The organism is Isoptericola sp. 178, from assembly GCF_030586525.1.
Lineage (GTDB): Bacteria > Actinomycetota > Actinomycetes > Actinomycetales > Cellulomonadaceae > Isoptericola > Isoptericola sediminis.
This window is the reverse complement of record NZ_JAUQYN010000003.1, coordinates 424,508-441,328: the sequence shown is the minus strand read 5'-3', so window position 1 is coordinate 441,328 and position 16,821 is coordinate 424,508. Positions and strand designations below refer to the sequence as shown.

General features: G+C 73.7%; 15 protein-coding genes. 7 read left to right on the top strand and 8 right to left on the bottom strand.

Annotated elements, in window-relative coordinates; translation table 11 throughout:
* Window positions 1-77 precede the first annotated feature (77 nt).
* Complete coding sequence (locus tag Q6349_RS11225; RefSeq protein WP_304604145.1) at window positions 78-932, bottom strand: alpha/beta hydrolase; 855 nt, start codon at window positions 930-932, stop codon at window positions 78-80.
* A gap of 84 nt (window positions 933-1,016) precedes the next feature.
* Between Q6349_RS11225 and Q6349_RS11220 the strand changes: the two genes are divergently transcribed.
* Window positions 1,017-1,685, top strand: a complete 669-nt coding sequence (locus tag Q6349_RS11220; RefSeq protein ID WP_304604144.1) for a TetR/AcrR family transcriptional regulator — start codon at window positions 1,017-1,019, stop codon at window positions 1,683-1,685.
* A 13-nt stretch (window positions 1,686-1,698) separates the two neighbouring features.
* Here Q6349_RS11220 and Q6349_RS11215 read toward each other — a convergent pair whose 3' ends face one another.
* The 6 genes from Q6349_RS11215 to Q6349_RS11190 all read right to left on the bottom strand — a co-directional run bounded on the left by Q6349_RS11215 (window position 1,699) and on the right by Q6349_RS11190 (window position 8,003).
* On the bottom strand, window positions 1,699-3,045 hold the full coding sequence (locus tag Q6349_RS11215) for a permease prefix domain 1-containing protein (RefSeq protein ID WP_304604143.1): 1,347 nt from the start codon (window positions 3,043-3,045) through the stop codon (window positions 1,699-1,701).
* Complete coding sequence (locus Q6349_RS11210) at window positions 3,042-3,422, bottom strand: PadR family transcriptional regulator (protein WP_171248146.1); 381 nt, start codon at window positions 3,420-3,422, stop codon at window positions 3,042-3,044. Before Q6349_RS11210 ends, Q6349_RS11215 begins: the two co-directional genes overlap by 4 nt.
* A gap of 79 nt (window positions 3,423-3,501) precedes the next feature.
* The gene (locus Q6349_RS11205) at window positions 3,502-4,872 is read right to left on the bottom strand and encodes a hypothetical protein (protein ID WP_304604142.1); all 1,371 of its coding nucleotides are present in this window, start codon (window positions 4,870-4,872) and stop codon (window positions 3,502-3,504) included.
* 67 nt (window positions 4,873-4,939) lie between these two features.
* Window positions 4,940-5,851, bottom strand: a complete 912-nt coding sequence (locus Q6349_RS11200) for an aminoglycoside phosphotransferase family protein (RefSeq protein ID WP_304604141.1) — start codon at window positions 5,849-5,851, stop codon at window positions 4,940-4,942.
* Window positions 5,851-6,549 carry a CoA pyrophosphatase gene (locus Q6349_RS11195; RefSeq protein ID WP_370375622.1) on the bottom strand — a complete coding sequence of 233 codons (699 nt, stop codon included), beginning with the start codon at window positions 6,547-6,549 and terminating at the stop codon, window positions 5,851-5,853. The genes Q6349_RS11200 and Q6349_RS11195 overlap by 1 nt, the downstream gene beginning before the upstream one ends.
* 5 nt (window positions 6,550-6,554) lie before the next feature.
* Window positions 6,555-8,003, bottom strand: a complete 1,449-nt coding sequence (locus tag Q6349_RS11190; protein WP_304604139.1) for a GuaB1 family IMP dehydrogenase-related protein — start codon at window positions 8,001-8,003, stop codon at window positions 6,555-6,557.
* Between the two features lie 82 nt (window positions 8,004-8,085).
* Between Q6349_RS11190 and dxs the strand changes: the two genes are divergently transcribed.
* The 4 genes from dxs to Q6349_RS11170 all read left to right on the top strand — a co-directional run bounded on the left by dxs (window position 8,086) and on the right by Q6349_RS11170 (window position 14,033).
* Window positions 8,086-9,975 (top strand): 1-deoxy-D-xylulose-5-phosphate synthase, encoded by a 1,890-nt coding sequence (dxs, locus tag Q6349_RS11185; RefSeq protein WP_304604138.1) that lies wholly within the window; start codon window positions 8,086-8,088, stop codon window positions 9,973-9,975.
* Between the two features lie 165 nt (window positions 9,976-10,140).
* Window positions 10,141-12,402 (top strand): formate C-acetyltransferase, encoded by a 2,262-nt coding sequence (gene pflB / locus Q6349_RS11180; RefSeq protein WP_304604137.1) that lies wholly within the window; start codon window positions 10,141-10,143, stop codon window positions 12,400-12,402.
* Between the two features lies 1 nt (window position 12,403).
* Window positions 12,404-13,264 (top strand): pyruvate formate-lyase-activating protein, encoded by an 861-nt coding sequence (gene pflA / locus Q6349_RS11175; protein WP_171248153.1) that lies wholly within the window; start codon window positions 12,404-12,406, stop codon window positions 13,262-13,264.
* A gap of 31 nt (window positions 13,265-13,295) precedes the next feature.
* On the top strand, window positions 13,296-14,033 hold the full coding sequence (locus Q6349_RS11170) for a PIG-L deacetylase family protein (RefSeq protein WP_171248154.1): 738 nt from the start codon (window positions 13,296-13,298) through the stop codon (window positions 14,031-14,033).
* 2 nt (window positions 14,034-14,035) lie between these two features.
* On the opposite strand, the gene Q6349_RS11165 is transcribed toward Q6349_RS11170, so the two are convergent.
* The gene (locus tag Q6349_RS11165) at window positions 14,036-15,139 is read right to left on the bottom strand and encodes a glutamate--cysteine ligase (protein WP_304604136.1); all 1,104 of its coding nucleotides are present in this window, start codon (window positions 15,137-15,139) and stop codon (window positions 14,036-14,038) included.
* Window positions 15,140-15,246: 107 nt separating this feature from the next.
* On the opposite strand from Q6349_RS11165, the gene Q6349_RS11160 reads away from it, so the two are divergent.
* Entirely contained in the window at window positions 15,247-16,107 is an 861-nt protein-coding gene (locus Q6349_RS11160; RefSeq protein WP_304604135.1) for an SGNH/GDSL hydrolase family protein, read from the top strand.
* Between the two features lie 9 nt (window positions 16,108-16,116).
* Window positions 16,117-16,803 (top strand): HAD family hydrolase, encoded by a 687-nt coding sequence (locus tag Q6349_RS11155; RefSeq protein ID WP_304604134.1) that lies wholly within the window; start codon window positions 16,117-16,119, stop codon window positions 16,801-16,803.
* Window positions 16,804-16,821: the final 18 nt, after the last annotated feature.

Sequence of the window (16,821 nt, the reverse complement as noted above, 5' to 3'; positions counted from 1 at the left end):
CGTCCGTTGTGGGTATGGATTCTGCGGGTCCGGAGCGCTCCGGACCCGCAGAAATCATGCCCACAACCGTGCGGGGGTCAGGCGGGGACGCGGGTGAGGTGGTCGACGACGGTCTTGACGACCGTCTCGTCGTCGAGGACGCCGTTGTGGCCCTGTCCCTCGGTGATCATCAGCTCGCTGCCCGGGTGCGCCGCGTGCAGCGCGTACGCCTCCTCGGCGCCGTGCATCCGGTCGTCGGCGTCCTGGACGAAGAGCGTCCCGACGTGCTCCGGCACCGGGTGGCGGCGCAGGTCGAAGCGGTCGCGCAGACCGTCCTGGCCGGGGAACTCCCGGCGGGTGATGTCGTCGCACAGCCGGTCCAGCAGGCGGGGCGCGATGCCGACGAGCCGCATGTAGGTCGCCGTGACGGAGTCGAAGCTCGTGGGTCCGGCCAGCGAGGCGAAGCGTTCGGCGCGGAAGCCCTCGTGCAGGGCGAGCCCGGCCGTGAACGCGCCGAGGGAGTGGCCGACGACGGCGGTGTACGCGCCGTGGCGCGCCTGCATCGCGTGCATGGCCGCCATGTGCTCCACGACCGTGAGGCGGTCGCCGTCGGACTCGCCGTGGGCGGGGCCGTCGTACGACTCCACCGACCACCCGGCCTCGACCAGCGCGCGCACGAGCGCCCCGAAGCGGCTCGCGCGACGCTGCCAGCCGTGCACGAGCAGCACGCTGGGTGCCCCGGGGGAGGTCTCGCCCCACTGGTAGGTGGTCACCGTGAGGCCGCCGACCTCGACCGTGCCGCGGCGTGCGGCGTCGTGGACGTCCTGGTCGGCGGGGCGCACCCGGGCCCGCGGGCCGACCTGGGTGAAGAGTCGCGCGGCGATGCCGGTGGCGACCGGGGGAGCGACGACGGACAGCGTGCGGAACGTCGCGCGCAACGGTGCAGGAACCACGGTGTACCTCCTCGAACGGCTGGACGAGACCACCATAGCACTATCTGAACGATCGTACGTAAAGATTTCTCGTATACTCGTGTCATGACCATCCACGCACCCGAGCCGGAAGCCGCCACCGTCGCCCCGTCGTCGGACGGTCGGCGGCGCCGAGGTGACCGCACCCGCGCCGCGGTGCTGGACCACGCCGTCCAGCGCGCCTCCGCGGACGGGCTCGCCGGGCTGACGTTCGGGACGCTCGCGGCGGAGACCACGACCACCAAGAGCGCGATCGCCGGGTTGTTCGGGAACAAGGAGGGCCTCGAGACCGCCCTCGTGCAGCACGCGCGCGACATCTTCCTCGACGCGGTGATCGCCCCGGCACGCGCGGCGGCGCCGGGGCTCGACCGCGTCTGGGCGCTCGCGCAGGGGTGGAGCGAGTACTCGCGCACCCGGACCTTCGCCGGCGGGTGCTTCTTCCGGGCGGTGGAGACCGAGGTGGACTCTCGGCCCGGTGCCGTGCGCGACGCCGTCGTGGCGGTGCGCCGCGAGTGGGACGGGTACCTGCAGCACCACGTCACCCTGGCGGTCGACGCCGGCGACCTGGCCGCCGACGTCGACCCGGCCCAGGTGGTCTTCGAGGTCGTGGCCCTGCTCGGCACGGCCAACGACCGGTCGCTGCTGCTGGACGACGACGGCGCCTACGCGCGGGCGCTGGCCGCCGTGCGGACGATGCTGGTGGCCCACGGCGCCCACCCGGAGCGGCTGCGCTGATCCCCGCGGACGGTCACACGAAGCCGAACAGCGGGCCGAACGCGACGACGACCAGCACCGCCCAGGCCGCGTAGACCGGGAGGTAGGCGGTCTGCCAGCGCTCGAGGTCGCCGAAGGCGCGACGGTGCCGGAGCATGCCGAGCAGCAGCCACGCGGAGCGTGCGAGGTGGACGGCCAGCAGCAGGTTCAGCCCGAGCGCGGCGACCTTGTTCGGGCTCGCCCCGAACTCGGCGATCCGGGTGAGCATCGCGGTCAGGGCGACGGCGTCCACGGCCAGGGCCTCCGTGACCAGGCCGAGCTGGAGGCCGTCGAGCAGCCCCGGACGCGCCAGCGGGTCCCGGGCCGACACCGAGTACATCACCAGTGCCAGGACGAGCAGCAGCACCCCGTCCATGAGGATGAGCAGCTCGCGGTCGACGGTGGTGAGGTCCCCGGCGGTGGCCAGCGCCACCAGGCAGGCCACGAGCGTCAGCGTGGTGAGCGGGGTGAAGACCCGGGTCAGCACCGGGGCGATGTTCTCCACGACCTCCTGCTTGGCCTCGACGAGCCAGGCCGCCACGAGGAACGCGCCAGGGACGCACACCGGCAGGATCCACTGCTCGAGCGCGGGTTCGAGGTCGAGGCCGGTCAGGCTGAACAGGCCGGCCGTCAGCCCGACCAGCACCCCGCCGCCCAGGGCCAGCAGCACGAAGTAGATCGCCAGCTCGCCGGTGAACCGCACGAAGTCCATCCGACGGTCCGGCGAGCGCCAGCGGCCGCCGGCGTAGGCGACGCCCACCAGCGCCCACAGCACCACCGGCGCGTGCAGGGCGGCCAGGGCGAGCGTGGACCCGTCGACCGTGTAGGGGTAGAGGTTCAGGACCGCGGCGAGGACCACGAGGCCGGTGGCCAGCACACCGGTGGTGGACGCCGCGAGGCGCCGCTTCCAGCCGAGGTACCCCGCGACGAACGGGGCCACGAGCAGACCCAGGTTGGTCAGGAACGCCCCCTCGTCGAGGAACGTCGCACCCGCCTTGACCGCCAGCCCGGCGCCGACGGCGCAGGCGAGGACGACCGCCAGCTCCCGCCGCGCGGGGGACACGTCCTCCTCGGTGCCGTCCGGGAGCAGGACGAGCTGCTTCCACAGTCGCTCCGAGTGGGCACGGGCGAACTCGCGGGAGACGGCGTCGAGACGTCCCATCCGCTTGACCGCCACGAGGAACGCCTCCTCGTCGTCGAGCCCGGCGGCGCGCAGGTCGTCGATGCGCTCGCGCAGGTGGTCGGTCATCTCGTCGACGTCGTCCGGCGCGACCGCACGGTGCCGCCGGACGTAGTCCCGCCAGCGGTCGATCTGCGCCTCGAGGACCTCCGGGGAGTTCATGCCGTGCCTCCGGCCGTCGCCGGGCCCGCCTGGGGCGCCGGCACGTCGGACAGGGTGCGCCAGACCTCGCCGAGCGTCTCGGCGACCACGTCCCACTGCCGGCGTCGTTCGGCCAGGGCCTCGTGCCCGGCCGGTGTGAGGGCGTAGTGCTTGCGACGCCGTCCGGAACCCGACCGTCCCCACGACGCCTCGACGAGGCCGTTACGCTCCAGGCGGTGCAGGAGGGGGTACAGCATGCCGTCCGTCCAGCTCATCCGGCCGCCGGAGAGCTCGGCCACCCGTTTCGCGATCGCGTACCCGTACGACTCGCCCTCGGCGAGGATGCCGAGCACGAGCGGTGTCGCGGAGGCCGCGACGAGATCCTTGTCGATGTGCATAGCGCCTCTATCCCTCGATGTACGAGGTATTAAACCCTCGAGCTGCGAGGTATCGCAAGAGGTGCGGGAGCGTCCCGGGTCAGACGAAGCCGAAGAGCGGGCCGAACGCGACCACGACGAGGAACGCCCACCCGACGTAGAAGGGCAGGACCGCGGCCTGCCAGCGGTCCAGACCCGCGACCCCGTCGCGCCGCCGCAGCATGGAGATCAGCAGCCGGGCCGACCAGACCAGGTGGACCGCCATCAGCACGCCGAGACCGAGCACGGCGACCTTGTTCGGGCTCGCCCCGAACGCGGCGGTCCGGGCGACCATCGCGGTCAGCACCACGCCGTCGACGGCGGTGGCCGCCACCGTCATCGCCAGCAGGACGCCGTCGAAGAAGCCGGGCCGCCGACCCGGGGTGCGGGCGGCGACCGCGTACAGCAGCAGCGCCAGCGCGACGACGAGCACCGAGGCCAGGGTGACGAGGAACTCGCGGTCGACGGTGGTCAGGCTGCCCACCGCCCCCAGGACGGCGACGCTCACGAGCAGCGTGATCGTGGTCAGCGGGACGAAGATCTTCGCCAGCACCGGGGCGATGTTCTCCACGACCTCCTGCTTGGCCTCGACGAGCCACGCCGCGACGAGCAGCGCGCCGGGGACGCCCATCGGCAGCACCCAGTCCTCGATCACCCCCTGGAACTCCACGTCGGCCAGGGTCAGCAGGCCGATCGTGAGCCCGACGAGCAGGCCGCCGCCCAGGGCGATCAGGGCGTAGTAGACCACCAGCTCGCCGGTGAAGCGCAGGTACTGCAGCCGGCCCGCCGTCGAGCGCCACCGGCCCGCCGCGTACGCGACGCCGATCAGCCCCCAGAGCACGATCGGTGCGTGCACCGCGGCGAGGAAGCCCGTCGACCCGCCGGCGTCGAACGGGTAGACGTTGATCGCCACGGCGAGGACGGCCGTCAGGAGCAGCAGCACCGCCGCGGTGCGCCACGACACCCGCCGCTTCCAGGCGAAGTAGGCGCCGAGGAACGGCGCCACGAGCAGGGCGACGTTGTGGCCGAACGCCGTGCTGTCGAGCTGGGCGACCCCCACCTTGACGCTGACGCCGGCGCCGACGGCCAGCGCCGCCACGACGCCGACCTCCCGCCAGTCGACCGTGGTATCGCCCGGGGTGGCCGGTGACCGGTCGAACCGCCGCCAGAACACCGACGCCTGCTCACGGGCGACCTCGCGCGCCACCGGGTCCTCCCGGTCGACGCGCATCACGGCCACGAGGAACGCCTCGTCGTCGTCGAGCCCGGCCTCCTGCAGCGTGGCGATCCGGGACCGGAGGCGGGCGGTGCGCCCCTCGACGTCGTCGGCCTCGTGCCGCCGCAGCGCCTCCCGCCAGCTCTCGAGACGAGCCTCCGCCGACTGCTCGGAGCCCGTCGGGTGCCCTGTCCCGCGCCCTCGGTCGCTGCTCATGGCTCCGCCGCTCCTCGCTCTCCTCCCATTGAAACGCCGGGAACGGCGCCTCACCACGCAAGAGGCGTCAGTGACGGGAGGCGTCCTCGGCCGACGCGTCGGCGAGCACCTGGTCCAGGCTCTCGACACCCAGCGGGGGCAGCCAGGCGTGCTCGGCGGACGAGTCGACGACCATCGCGCTCGCCATGGCCACCGCCCACCCGCGGGCGCGCACCCACACCGGGTCGTCGGCGGGGTAGCGGTGCGCGAGGGCACGCCGAAACTCCGCCCGCCCGGCATCGTCGAAGGTCAGCCACGCGGTGGCGAGGTCCGTGGCGGGGTCGCCGGAGGTGACGTCCCCGAAGTCGACCACGGCGGCGAGACCGTCGTCGTCACCGACGACGACGTTGCCGGGGTGCGGGTCGCCGTGCACCCAGACCGCCGGCCCGTCGTGGAGCGGGGCGGCCAGCGCGTCCTCCCACACCGCGGCGAGCCGGGCGGCGGACCCGACCCGCGGGTCGGCGAGCCGGCGGCGGACGGCCTCGGCCCGGGTGGTCAACGGCACGCCGCGCACCGGGTTGACCGGCGCGTCGAGGGCCGGTGCGTGCAGGGCGTCGAGGAACGCGGCCAGCGGTGCGGCCAGGCGCTGCCGTCGGGGACGCGGGACGTCCGCCGCGCGGTGCCCTACGAACCACGGCACCACCGACCAGTGCCACGGGTACGCCGGGTCGGTGCTCGGCACCCCGACGCGGACCGGCGCCGGGACGGGCACGGGCAGCCGCGCCGCCAGCCAGGGCAGGGACTCCTGCTCGTGCACGACGAGCGGCGCCGCCGGCTCGCGGCGCGGCAGCCGGACGGCGAGGTCGTCGCCCAGGCGCACCATGACGTTGTCCCAGCCCTCGGCGGCGACCCGCAGCGGGCGGTCGGCCAGGTCCGGGTGCTGGGCCTCCAGCAGCGCGCGGACCAGGTCGACGTCGATCTCGATCTCGGCCGCCGCCATCAGGGGTCGAGCTCGATCTCGCGCCCCCGGTCCCACGGCTCGGTCCAGCCCAGGTGGTCGAACAGCGCGTCCAGGACGCCCGCGGTGAAGCCCCAGACGAGGTGGTCGGTGCCCGCGTCGTGCACCCGGAACGCCGGGCCGCGCCAGACCTGGCCCGACCGCCGCAGCACCGTGGTCACGCGCCGGTCGGGGTCGAGCAGGTCCGCGACCGGGGCGCGGAACACGTGCGAGGACTCGGCCGGGTCGACGACGCCGACGGGGGACTGGCGCGTCCACCAGGCCAGCACGGGCGTGACGACGTGGTTGCTCACCGGCATCGGCAGCGTCGCCAGCGTGCCCAGCACCTCGATCCCCGCGGGGTCGACACCGGTCTCCTCGCGGGCCTCGCGCAGCGCGGCCGACACCGCGTCCTCGTCCGCGTCCGCGCGCCCGCCGGGGAACGCCACCTGGCCGGCGTGCGAGCTCAGCGTCGCCGCCCGGGAGAGCAGCAGCACGTCGAGGTCGTGCGAGACGGCCTGCGCCTGCGCGTGGTGGTCCGAGGGCAGTCCGTCCAGGACGCCGAACAGCACGAGGACCGACGCCGGACGCGCGAGCCGCGGGTCGAGCTCGCCGCGGGCGTGTGGCCAGGGGCCCGCGAACGAGCCGTCGCGGGCGAGGGCCGCCAGCTGGTCGCGCGCCGGGTCGGGACGGCCGGTCACCCCGGTCACCAGGAGGTCGGCAGGGGCATGCCCTCGGCGAACCCGGCGGCCGACTGGATGCCCACCGTGGCGCGGTCGGCGAACTCGGCCAGGGTGCGCGCCCCGGCGTACGTGCAGCTCGAGCGCAGGCCGGAGGTGATCTCGTCGAGCAGGTCCTCGACACCCGGCCGGCGGGGGTCGAGGTACATCTTGCCGGTCGAGATGCCCTCCTCGTACAGCGCCTTGCGGGCGCGGTCGAACGCCGACCCCTCGCCCGCGGTGCGCGCGGCGACGGCCCGTGCCGAGGCCATGCCGAACGAGTCCTTGTACAGCCGGCCCGACCCGTCCTCGTGCAGGTCGCCCGGGGACTCGTAGGTCCCGGCGAACCAGGAGCCGACCATCACCTGCGACGCGCCGGCGGCCAGCGCCAGGGCGACGTCGCGCGGGTGCCGCACGCCGCCGTCGGCCCAGACGTGCTTGCCCAGCTCGCGGGCGGCGGCCGCGCACTCCAGCACGGCCGAGAACTGCGGGCGCCCGACGGCGGTCTGCATCCGCGTGGTGCACATGGCGCCCGGGCCGACACCCACCTTGATGATGTCGGCCCCCGCGGCGGCGAGGTCGCGCACTCCCTGTGCCGTCACGACGTTGCCGGCCACGACCGGCACCTGCGGGTCGACGGACCGGACCGCCTGCAGCGCGGCGATCATCTTGTCCTGGTGGCCGTGCGCCGTGTCGACGACGAGCACGTCGATCCCGGCGTCCAGCAGCTCGCGGCTGGTGGCCGCGACGTCGCCGTTGATGCCGACGGCGGCACCGATGCGCAGCCGACCGCGGGCGTCCAGGGCGGGGGAGTAGACGGTCGAGCGCACGGCGCCCTTGCGGGTGAGCACCCCGGCCAGCACACCGTCGCGCACGACGGGGGCGAGCTGGATCTTCGCGGCGTGCAGCCGCTCGAACGTGGCGGGCAGGCCGTCGTCCTCGATCTCCTTGGCGTCGAGGGTCACCAGGTCCGTCGACATCACGGTGGCGACGCGGGCGAACCGGTCCACGGCGGTGCAGTCGGCCGCGGTCACCACGCCGACGGGGCGGCCCGCGTCGACCACGACGGCGGCGCCGTGCGACCGCTTGCCCAGCAGGGAGAGCACGTCGGCGACGGTGTCGGTCGGGGTCACGACGACCGGGGTCTCGACGACGGGGTCCTTGGACTTCACGTCCGCCACGACGTCGGCCACGACGTCGGCCGGGATGTCCTGGGGGAGGATGGCGATGCCGCCGCGGCGGGCCACGGTCTCGCTCATGCGGCGGCCGGCGACGGCCGTCATGTTCGCCACCACGACGGGGACGGTCGTCCCGGTGCCGTCGTCGCTGGACAGGTCCACGTCGAACCGGCTGGTGACGTCCGAGCGGGACGGCACCATGAAGACGTCGCCGTAGGTCAGGTCGGTGGTGGGCTGCTGGCCCGGGAGGAAACGCACCCTTCGAATCTACCGCGCATCCGCTGCACCGGGACGTCACGAACAGCACTTAGAGTTGTCTGATGATCTGCAGGAGGAACGTATGGGGCTGTTGAGCACGATCACCGCGCCCGAGGACGTGCGCAGGCTCGGTCCGGCCCAGACGCGCCAGCTGGCCACCGAGATCCGCGACTTCCTCGTGCACAACGTCTCCCGCACGGGCGGGCACCTGGGGCCGAACCTCGGCGTCGTCGAGCTGACGATCGCGCTGCACCGCGTGTACGACTCGCCGCGGGACACGCTGGTCTTCGACACCGGCCACCAGTCCTACGTCCACAAGCTGCTCACGGGGCGTCAGGACTTCTCCGACCTGCGCAAGCGCGGCGGCCTGTCCGGCTACCCGAGCCGGTCGGAGTCCGAGCACGACGTCGTGGAGAACTCCCACGCGTCGACGGCCCTGTCCTGGGCGGACGGCATCGCCAAGGCGAACGAGATCGGCCACCACGACGACAAGCACGTCGTCGCGGTGATCGGGGACGGCGCCCTGACCGGTGGCATGGCCTGGGAGGCCATCAACAACATCGCGGCCGGGCGCGACCGCCGGCTGGTCATCGTCGTCAACGACAACGGGCGTTCCTACTCGCCGACCATCGGCGGCGTCGCCGACCACCTGGCCACGCTGCGCACGACCCGTGGCTACGAGGCCTTCCTGGCGTGGGGCAAGCGCGCGCTGCAGCGCACCGGCCCGCCCGGACGCTTCGCCTACGGCTGGCTGCACGGCCTGAAGAAGGGCCTCAAGGACGTCGTCGCCCCGCAGGGGATGTTCGAGGACCTGGGGCTGAAGTACGTCGGCCCGGTCGACGGCCACGACGTCAGCGCGATGGAGCACGCCCTGCGGCGGGCCAAGACTTACGGCGGGCCCGTCATCGTGCACGCGATCACCGAGAAGGGGCGCGGCTACATCCCGGCCGAGGAGGACGTCGCCGACCGCTTCCACGCGGTGGGCAAGATCCACCCCGAGACCGGGCTGCCGGTCGCGCCGTCGCGGTTCGGGTGGACCCAGGTGTTCGCCGAGGAGCTCGTGGAGATCGGGCGCCGCCGCCCCGACGTCGTGGCGATCACCGCGGCCATGCTGCACCCGGTCGGCATGGCGCCTTTCGCCGAGGAGTTCCCCGAGCGCACCTTCGACGTCGGCATCGCCGAGCAGCACGCCGCGACGTCGGCCGCCGGCATGGCGTTCGCCGGCCTGCACCCGGTGGTGGCGGTGTACGCCACGTTCCTCAACCGCGCCTTCGACCAGGTGCTGATGGACGTCGCCCTGCACAAGGCGGGCGTCACCTTCGTGCTCGACCGGGCCGGCGTCACGGGCGCCGACGGGGCCAGCCACAACGGCATGTGGGACATGGCGATGCTGCGCATCGTCCCGGGTCTGCGGCTGGCCGCCCCGCGCGACGAGGCGACGCTGCGCGCGGCCCTGCGCGCGGCCGTGGAGGTCGACGACGCGCCGACCGTCGTCCGGTACCCCAAGGGCGCCCTCGACGAGTCGATCGAGGCCGTCGAGACGCTGGAGGGGGTCGACGTCGTGGCGCGGCACACCCCGGGCGACGGCACCTCCTCGCCCGCGCGCGTCCTCGTCGTCGGCGTCGGTGCGATGGCTGCCGCCGGTCTGGCGGCGGGGGAGTCGTTGGCGGCGCACGGGCTGGCGGTCGACGTCGTCTCCCCGACCTGGGTGCTGCCGGCGCCGGAGCGCCTGGTGAAGATGACCGGTGACCACGACCTCGTCGTCACGCTGGAGGACGGCGTCGTGGACGGCGGTGTCGGCGCGATGCTCGCCCAGCGCGCCGCCGCGCAGGGGATCCGCACACCCTTCGTGCACACCGGCCTGCCGGTGGCGTTCCTCGACCACGCCAGCCGCGAGCAGATCATGTCCGCGCAGCGCATGCAGGCCGAGGACGCCGTGCGCGACGCGCTGGCGACGCTCTCCCAGGAGTGAGCTCTCCGCCCCCCTGAGCCGTTCCCGCCACCGGCCGCACCGTGAGACGGTGCGGCCGGTGGTCTGTGACGGACGTCTCGGCCGCTCTGTGGTCAGACCATTGCTTGTGAAGGTCTTCACGAATACGCTGGAAGCATCACCGAGCGAGCGTGAAGGAGCGGGGCGATGACCGTCCAGGAAGAGCGTCAGACCACCACCGGTGCCGCGTGGGAAGGTTTCGTCCCCGGACCGTGGTGCGACACGGTCGACGTCCGGGACTTCATCCAGCGCAACTACACGCCCTACGAGGGCGACGCGACGTTCCTGGCCGGGCCGACCGAGCGCACCGACGCCCTCTGGGCCCGGCTGAGCGCGATGTTCCCCGTCGAGCGCGAGAACGGCGTCTACGACGTCTCCTACGACGTCCCGGCCGGCATCACGGCGCACGAGCCGGGCTACATCGACCCCGCGAGCGAGATCATCGTCGGCCTGCAGACGGACGCCCCCCTCAAGCGCGCGATCATGCCGAACGGCGGCTGGCGGATGGTCGAGGGAGCCCTCAACACCTACGGCTACCCGGTCGACCAGGACCTCAAGAAGGTCTTCACCGAGTACCGCAAGACCCACAACCAGGGCGTCTTCGACGTCTACCCGCCGAACGTCCGGGCCGCCCGCAGCTCGCACGTGGTGACCGGCCTGCCCGACGCCTACGGCCGCGGCCGCATCATCGGCGACTACCGGCGCGTCGCGATCTACGGCGTCGACGAGCTGATCGCGGCCAAGAAGCTCGACAAGCTGACCCTCGACGTCGAGCCGTTCAGCGAGACGGTGGCCCGGGCCCGCGAGGAGCACGCCGAGCAGATCCGTGCGCTGGGCGAGCTCAAGGAGATGGCCGCCTCCTACGGCGTGGACATCTCCGGCCCGGCGCGCACCGCCGTCGAGGCCGTGCAGTGGCTGTACTTCGGGTTCCTGGGAGCGGTCAAGGAGCAGAACGGTGCCGCGATGTCGCTCGGGCGCACCTCGACGTTCCTGGACGTCTACCTCGAGCGCGACCTGGCCGCCGGGCGGATCACCGAGGCCCGCGCGCAGGAGATCATGGACGACTTCGTCATCAAGCTGCGCATCGTCCGGTTCCTGCGCACCCCCGAGTACGACGCGCTGTTCTCCGGCGACCCCACCTGGGTCACCGAGACCATCGGCGGCATGGGCGCCGACGGCCGCACCCTGGTCACCAAGAACTCGTTCCGCATGCTGCAGACGCTGTACAACCTGGGGCCGGCGCCGGAGCCGAACATGACCGTGTTCTGGTCGGCCGACCTGCCGCAGGGGTTCAAGGACTTCTGCTCCCAGGTCTCCATCGACACCTCCGCGGTGCAGTACGAGTCCGACGAGGAGATCCGCACCGCGTGGGGCGACGACGCCGGCATCGCCTGCTGCGTCTCCCCGATGGCGATCGGCAAGCAGATGCAGTTCTTCGGCGCGCGCGTCAACCTCGCCAAGACCCTGCTCTACGCCATCAACGGCGGGCGCGACGAGATCACGGGCGCGCAGGTCTCGCCCGTCGCCACCCCGGTGCCCGAGGGCCTGCCCCTGGACTACGACGACGTCCGTGCCCGGTTCGACCAGACCATGGACTGGCTGGCCGCCACCTACGTCGAGGCGCTCAACTGCATCCACTGGTCCCACGACAAGTACGCCTACGAGCGGCTCGAGATGGCGCTGCACGACAAGGACGTGCTGCGCACCATGGCCTGCGGGATCGCCGGTCTGGCGGTGGCCACCGACTCGCTGTCGGCCATCCGCTACGCCACCGTCACCCCCGTCGTCGACGACCGCGGCATCGTCGTGGACTACCGCACCGAGGGCGACTACCCGGCCTACGGCAACGACGACGACCGCGCCGACGAGATCGCCGTGGACCTGGTGGAGTCGTTCATGGCCAAGGTGCGCAGCCACCGGATGTACCGCGACGCCGTGCCCACCCAGTCGGTGCTGACGATCACCTCGAACGTCGTCTACGGCAAGGCCACCGGGAACACCCCGGACGGCCGTCGCGCCGGCGAGCCGTTCTCCCCGGGGGCCAACCCGATGAACGGGCGCGACACCCACGGGATGCTCGCCTCCGCGCTGTCGGTGGCCAAGCTGCCCTACGAGGCGGCCCAGGACGGGATCTCGCTGACCAACACCGTCGTGCCGGCAGGGCTGGGACGGACCCGTGCGGAGCAGATCACCAACCTCTCCGGCCTGCTCGACGCGTCGTTCGGCGCGGGCGGTTACCACATGAACGTCAACGTGCTGGTGCGCTCCACGCTCGAGGACGCCATGGAGCACCCGGAGAACTACCCGCAGCTCACCATCCGGGTCTCGGGCTACGCCGTGAACTTCGTGCGGCTGACCCGCGAGCAGCAGCTCGACGTGCTGGCCCGGACCTTCCACGGGGAGATCTGAGATGACCACCTGCCTGGCGCCCCTGGACGCCCCCAGCGCGCGCCGGGCAGGTGCCGGCCTGCGCGGGCTGGCGACCACCGACGTCGAGCGGTCCGAGCGCCTGGAGCTCATGCGCTCGGGCGCGCTCGGCTCGGTGCACTCGTGGGAGCTCGTCACCGCGGTCGACGGCCCGGGGACGCGGATGACCGTGTTCCTGTCCGGCTGCCCCCTGCGGTGCCTGTACTGCCACAACCCCGACACCCTCGCCATGAAGGACGGCGGCCCCGTCCTGGCCGAGGACCTGCTGGCCCGCGTCGAGCGGTACCGGGCCGTCTTCGCCGCCACCGGCGGCGGGATCACGCTGTCGGGCGGCGAGGTGCTCATGCAGCCGGCCTTCGCCGCGCGCGTCCTGCGCGGCGCCAAGGAGCGGGGCGTGCACACCTGCCTGGACACCTCGGGGTTCCTCGGGGCGAACGCCACCGACGAGATGCTCGACGACACCGACCTGGTCCTGCTCGACATCAAGTCCGGCGACGAGGAGACCTACCGGCGGGTGACCGGCCGGCCGCTGGCCCCGACGCTGGCCTTCGGCCGGCGGCTCGCCGAGCGGGGCGTCCCGGTCTGGATCCGGTTCGTGCTGGTGCCGGGGCTCACCGACGACCCGCGCAACGTCGAGCTCGTGGCCGAGCACGCCGCCGCGATCGAGGCCGTGCGCCCCGGCACCGTGCAGCGGGTCGAGGTGCTGCCGTTCCACCAGATGGCGCGCGACAAGTGGGCGGACCTCGGACGGACCTACGAGCTGGACGACGTCGAGCCGCCCTCCGCGGAGGCCACCGAGGCCGTGCGCGAGGTGTTCCGCTCGCGCGGGTTGACCACGTACTGACGCCGCGCGCGGCGCTGGGTACCGTCGGGGCATGAGGAGCACCGCACCCGCACCGCCGGCACCGCTGGACGAGGACTGGGACACGGCCCTGGTCGTCGTCGCCCACCCCGACGACATGGAGTTCGGGGGAGCGGCGGCCATCGCGCGCTGGACCGGACAGGGCAAACGGATCGGCTACGTCATGGTGACCAGCGGCGAGGCCGGCATCGACGGCATGGAGCCCACCGAGTCCCGGCGGGTCCGCGAGGCGGAGCAGGTCGAGTCCGCGCGTGTCGTCGGGGTCGAGGACGTCGAGTTCCTCGGCTTCCCCGACGGGGTGGTCGAGTACGGCCTGCCGCTGCGGTCCGCGATCGCCCACGCGATCCGCCGGCACCGCCCCGAGGTCGTCATCACCCTGAACTTCCGCGAGGAGTTCCCCGGCGGCGTCCTCAACCAGGCCGACCACGTCGCCGTCGGCCGCGCCGTCGTCGACGCCGTGCGCGACGCGGGCAACCGGTGGGTGTTCACCGACCAGCTCACCGACGGCCTCGAGCGGTGGGACGGCGTCCGGGAGGTCTGGGTCGCGGCGTCACCGCGCGCCGGCCACGCCGTCGACGTCACCGACACGTTCGACGACGGCGTGGCCTCGCTGCGCGCGCACGCCGCCTACATCGAGGGGCTCGGCTGGCAGGACTTCGACCCGGCGGAGTTCCTCGGGCGCATCACGCGGGGGAACGGGGAGGCCTTCGGCACCGAGCACGCCACCGCGTTCGAGGTGCTGAGCATGTGACCTCAGGAGTGGGTGACCTCCACGGCCCGTTCGGCGACCCGGTGCAGGTTCCCCCCGGACTCGGCGAACCAGGCCCGCTGCTGGGCCGCGCCGCCACCGGTGGACCACAGGCGGCCCAGCAGCTCGGTCACGGACTCCAGGTCGCCGGCGTCGACGAGCGCGTCGCGCACGTGCGCCACGAGCTGGCCGACGACGTCGTGCGCCGGGGCGGGGCGCCACGTCACCGGGGAGACCAGGTCCCCCTCCAGACCGGACCGGCCGGCCCGCCAGGCCGCCGTGCGCAGCAGCTCGGGGTAGGTCTCCGTGACCTCGACGTCGTCGAGCGCCTCGCGGGCGGCTGTCTCGACCAGTCCTCGCGTCAGGGCGGCGAGCAGCGTCGCGGTGTCGGGGTGCAGGCAGACGTCGGCGACCCGGATCTCCACCGTCGGGTACTTCGGCGACAGCCGGGCGTCGAAGTGCACCATGCCCCGGTCGAGCACGGTGTCCGTGGCGACGATCGCCTCCACGGCGGCGTGGTAGGCCTCGGGCGTGCCGAACCGGCGCGTCGGGCCCGCCGTCGGCCAGCGGGCCCACACCTGGGAGCGGAAGCTCGCGTAGTCGCTGTCCTCGCCCTGCCAGTACGGGGAGTTGGTGCTCAGCGCCAGCAGCGTCGCGAGCCACGGACCGATCCGGTCCAGCACGGCCACGCCCTCCACCTCGTCGACCACGGAGACGTGGACGTGGCACCCGCTGGTGAGCTGCTCGCGCGCCGTCATGCCGAACGTGTGCCGGGCCTGCAGGTAGCGCAGCCGCGACACCGTCGTGCCGGTGAAGGGCACCGGGGAGGTCGCCAGCGCGGCGACCCGCGCGTCCACGCGGTCGGCGGCGTCCTGAGCACGGGCACGGCCCGCCCGGATCTCCTGCGCGAGCTCCTCGAGCGACGCCCGGGGGAGGGTGGCCGTCTCGAGCTGTTCCTCCATGAACTCCGGCTCCAGGGCGCCGGTGCCGCTCTCCCGGTTGTCGTGGCCCGACGCCGCCAGCGCCTCGGCGGCCTTCGCCACCGGAGAGCCGTCCGGCCCGACGAGCAGGAACTCTTCCTCGACACCCATGGTGCGCGGTTCTGTCATGTCGGCATCATGGTGCCGCCGCCCGTGGAGCGCGCGCCGAGACGCCGACCCCGACACGTCAGGGTGGCGTCACCCGGCGTTCAGACGCGTCTGGTTGAACTGCGGTCATGGGTCGCCCGCGCACCACGCTCCCCGCACTGACCGTCCCCCTCGCCGCCTCGGTGACGGCGGGAGTCGCCGTCGTGGTGCTGCGCCGCCAGGCCGCGATCGCCCGCCGACGGATCGGGAAGGCGCTCGGCGAGGAGGTGCCGGACGCCGACCGCGTCTGGCGGGCCCGGTACCCGGGCGACCCCCTGGAGCTGCTCGTGCTCGGCGACTCCGTCGCGGCGGGGCTCGGTGCCGAGCGGCGCAAGGACACCCTGGGAGCCCGGATCGCCCGCGGGGTCGCCCAGCAGCTCCAGCGTCCCGTCCGCCTGCGCTGCGCCGCCGTGGTGGGTGCGGAGTCGTCGGCGCTGCGGACCCAGCTGGACGGGCTCGACGACGACTACCGGCCCGACGTGGCGGTCGTCGTCGTCGGCGGCAACGACGTCACCCACCGCGTGCCGGTCGCGACCTCCGTGCGACACCTGGTCGAGACGGTCGAGCGGCTGCAGGAGCGGGGCAGCGCCGTCGTCGTCGGCACCTGCCCCGACCTCGGGGCGCTGCGGCCGGTGCCGCAGCCGCTGCGGGCCCTCGGCTCGCGCGCCTCGCGGCAGCTCGCGGCCGCGCAGTCCGTGGCCGCCCGCCGGGCCGGGGCGCACACCGTCTCCCTGGCGGCGGTCGTCGGGCCCTTCTTCGTGTCCTCCCCGCAGGAGGCGTTCAGCCTCGACCGGTTCCACCCCAGCGCGCTCGGCTACCGGCGCACGGCCGCGGCGCTGGTGCCGTCGGTGCTGGTGGCGCTGGGGGAGCGGGCGGAGCTCCCGCCCGGGCACCGGCCGCCCGATCCGCTCGCCGGGACGGCGCGCCGCCGGTGGCGGCGCCCCGCGTAACCTGGCGCCATGATCTGGCTCCTGGACCTGGACAACACGCTCGTCTCCCGGGACGCGGCCTTCGCCGCCTGGGCGGCGCGCGCGGTGGCCGACGACGGCGGGACGGACGACGACCTGGCCGCGATCGTCGCCGCCGACGACGGGGGCTTCGCGCCCAAGGCCGACGTCGCCCGCGAGCTGATCGCCCGGCTCGGGTGGGCCGATGACGTCCCGGCGGCGGTCGACCGCTTCCGGGCCGGCATCCGCGACCACGTCCGCGCCTACGACGGCGTGCTCGACGACCTCGACGCGCTGCGCGCCGGCGGGGACCGGGTGGCCGTGGTGACCAACGGCGTCTCGCACCAGCAGCGCGGCAAGATCGACCGGTGCGGCGTCGAGGCACGTGTCGACGCGATCGTCGTCTCCGGGGAGGAGGGCGTCCAGAAGCCCGACCCCGCGCTGCTCGAGATCGCGCTGGAGCGCCTCGGCGCGGCCGACGCCGACCGGGGCCGGGTGTGGATGGTCGGGGACGCCGGGCACGCCGACGTCGCCGCCGGGCGGGCCGCCGGCACGCGCACGGGCTGGGTGTCGCACGGACGCCGCTGGGACGTCGCCCACGGCGACGCGCCGGACGTGGCCGCGGCGACGACGCGCGAGGTGCTCGCCGCCGCGCGTGCCGCTCAACCCGACAGCCGCTCCGCGCAGGGGCTAGTCTGAGGGTGGGCGGTGCGTCCC

Excerpts from the sequence above, each read along its gene's own strand:
- Q6349_RS11200 (WP_304604141.1), bottom strand. The coding sequence starts at position 5,851 with ATGGCGGCGGCCGAGATCGAGATCGACGTCGACCTGGTCCGCGCGCTG.
- Q6349_RS11215 (WP_304604143.1), bottom strand. The coding sequence starts at position 3,045 with ATGAACTCCCCGGAGGTCCTCGAGGCGCAGATCGACCGCTGGCGGGAC.
- Q6349_RS11210 (WP_171248146.1), bottom strand. The coding sequence starts at position 3,422 with ATGCACATCGACAAGGATCTCGTCGCGGCCTCCGCGACACCGCTCGTG.
- pflB (WP_304604137.1), top strand. The coding sequence starts at position 10,141 with ATGACCGTCCAGGAAGAGCGTCAGACCACCACCGGTGCCGCGTGGGAA.
- Q6349_RS11155 (WP_304604134.1), top strand. The coding sequence starts at position 16,117 with ATGATCTGGCTCCTGGACCTGGACAACACGCTCGTCTCCCGGGACGCG.
- Q6349_RS11160 (WP_304604135.1), top strand. The coding sequence starts at position 15,247 with ATGGGTCGCCCGCGCACCACGCTCCCCGCACTGACCGTCCCCCTCGCC.
- Q6349_RS11165 (WP_304604136.1), bottom strand. The coding sequence starts at position 15,139 with ATGACAGAACCGCGCACCATGGGTGTCGAGGAAGAGTTCCTGCTCGTC.
- pflA (WP_171248153.1), top strand. The coding sequence starts at position 12,404 with ATGACCACCTGCCTGGCGCCCCTGGACGCCCCCAGCGCGCGCCGGGCA.
- Q6349_RS11220 (WP_304604144.1), top strand. The coding sequence starts at position 1,017 with ATGACCATCCACGCACCCGAGCCGGAAGCCGCCACCGTCGCCCCGTCG.
- dxs (WP_304604138.1), top strand. The coding sequence starts at position 8,086 with ATGGGGCTGTTGAGCACGATCACCGCGCCCGAGGACGTGCGCAGGCTC.
- Q6349_RS11170 (WP_171248154.1), top strand. The coding sequence starts at position 13,296 with ATGAGGAGCACCGCACCCGCACCGCCGGCACCGCTGGACGAGGACTGG.
- Q6349_RS11205 (WP_304604142.1), bottom strand. The coding sequence starts at position 4,872 with ATGAGCAGCGACCGAGGGCGCGGGACAGGGCACCCGACGGGCTCCGAG.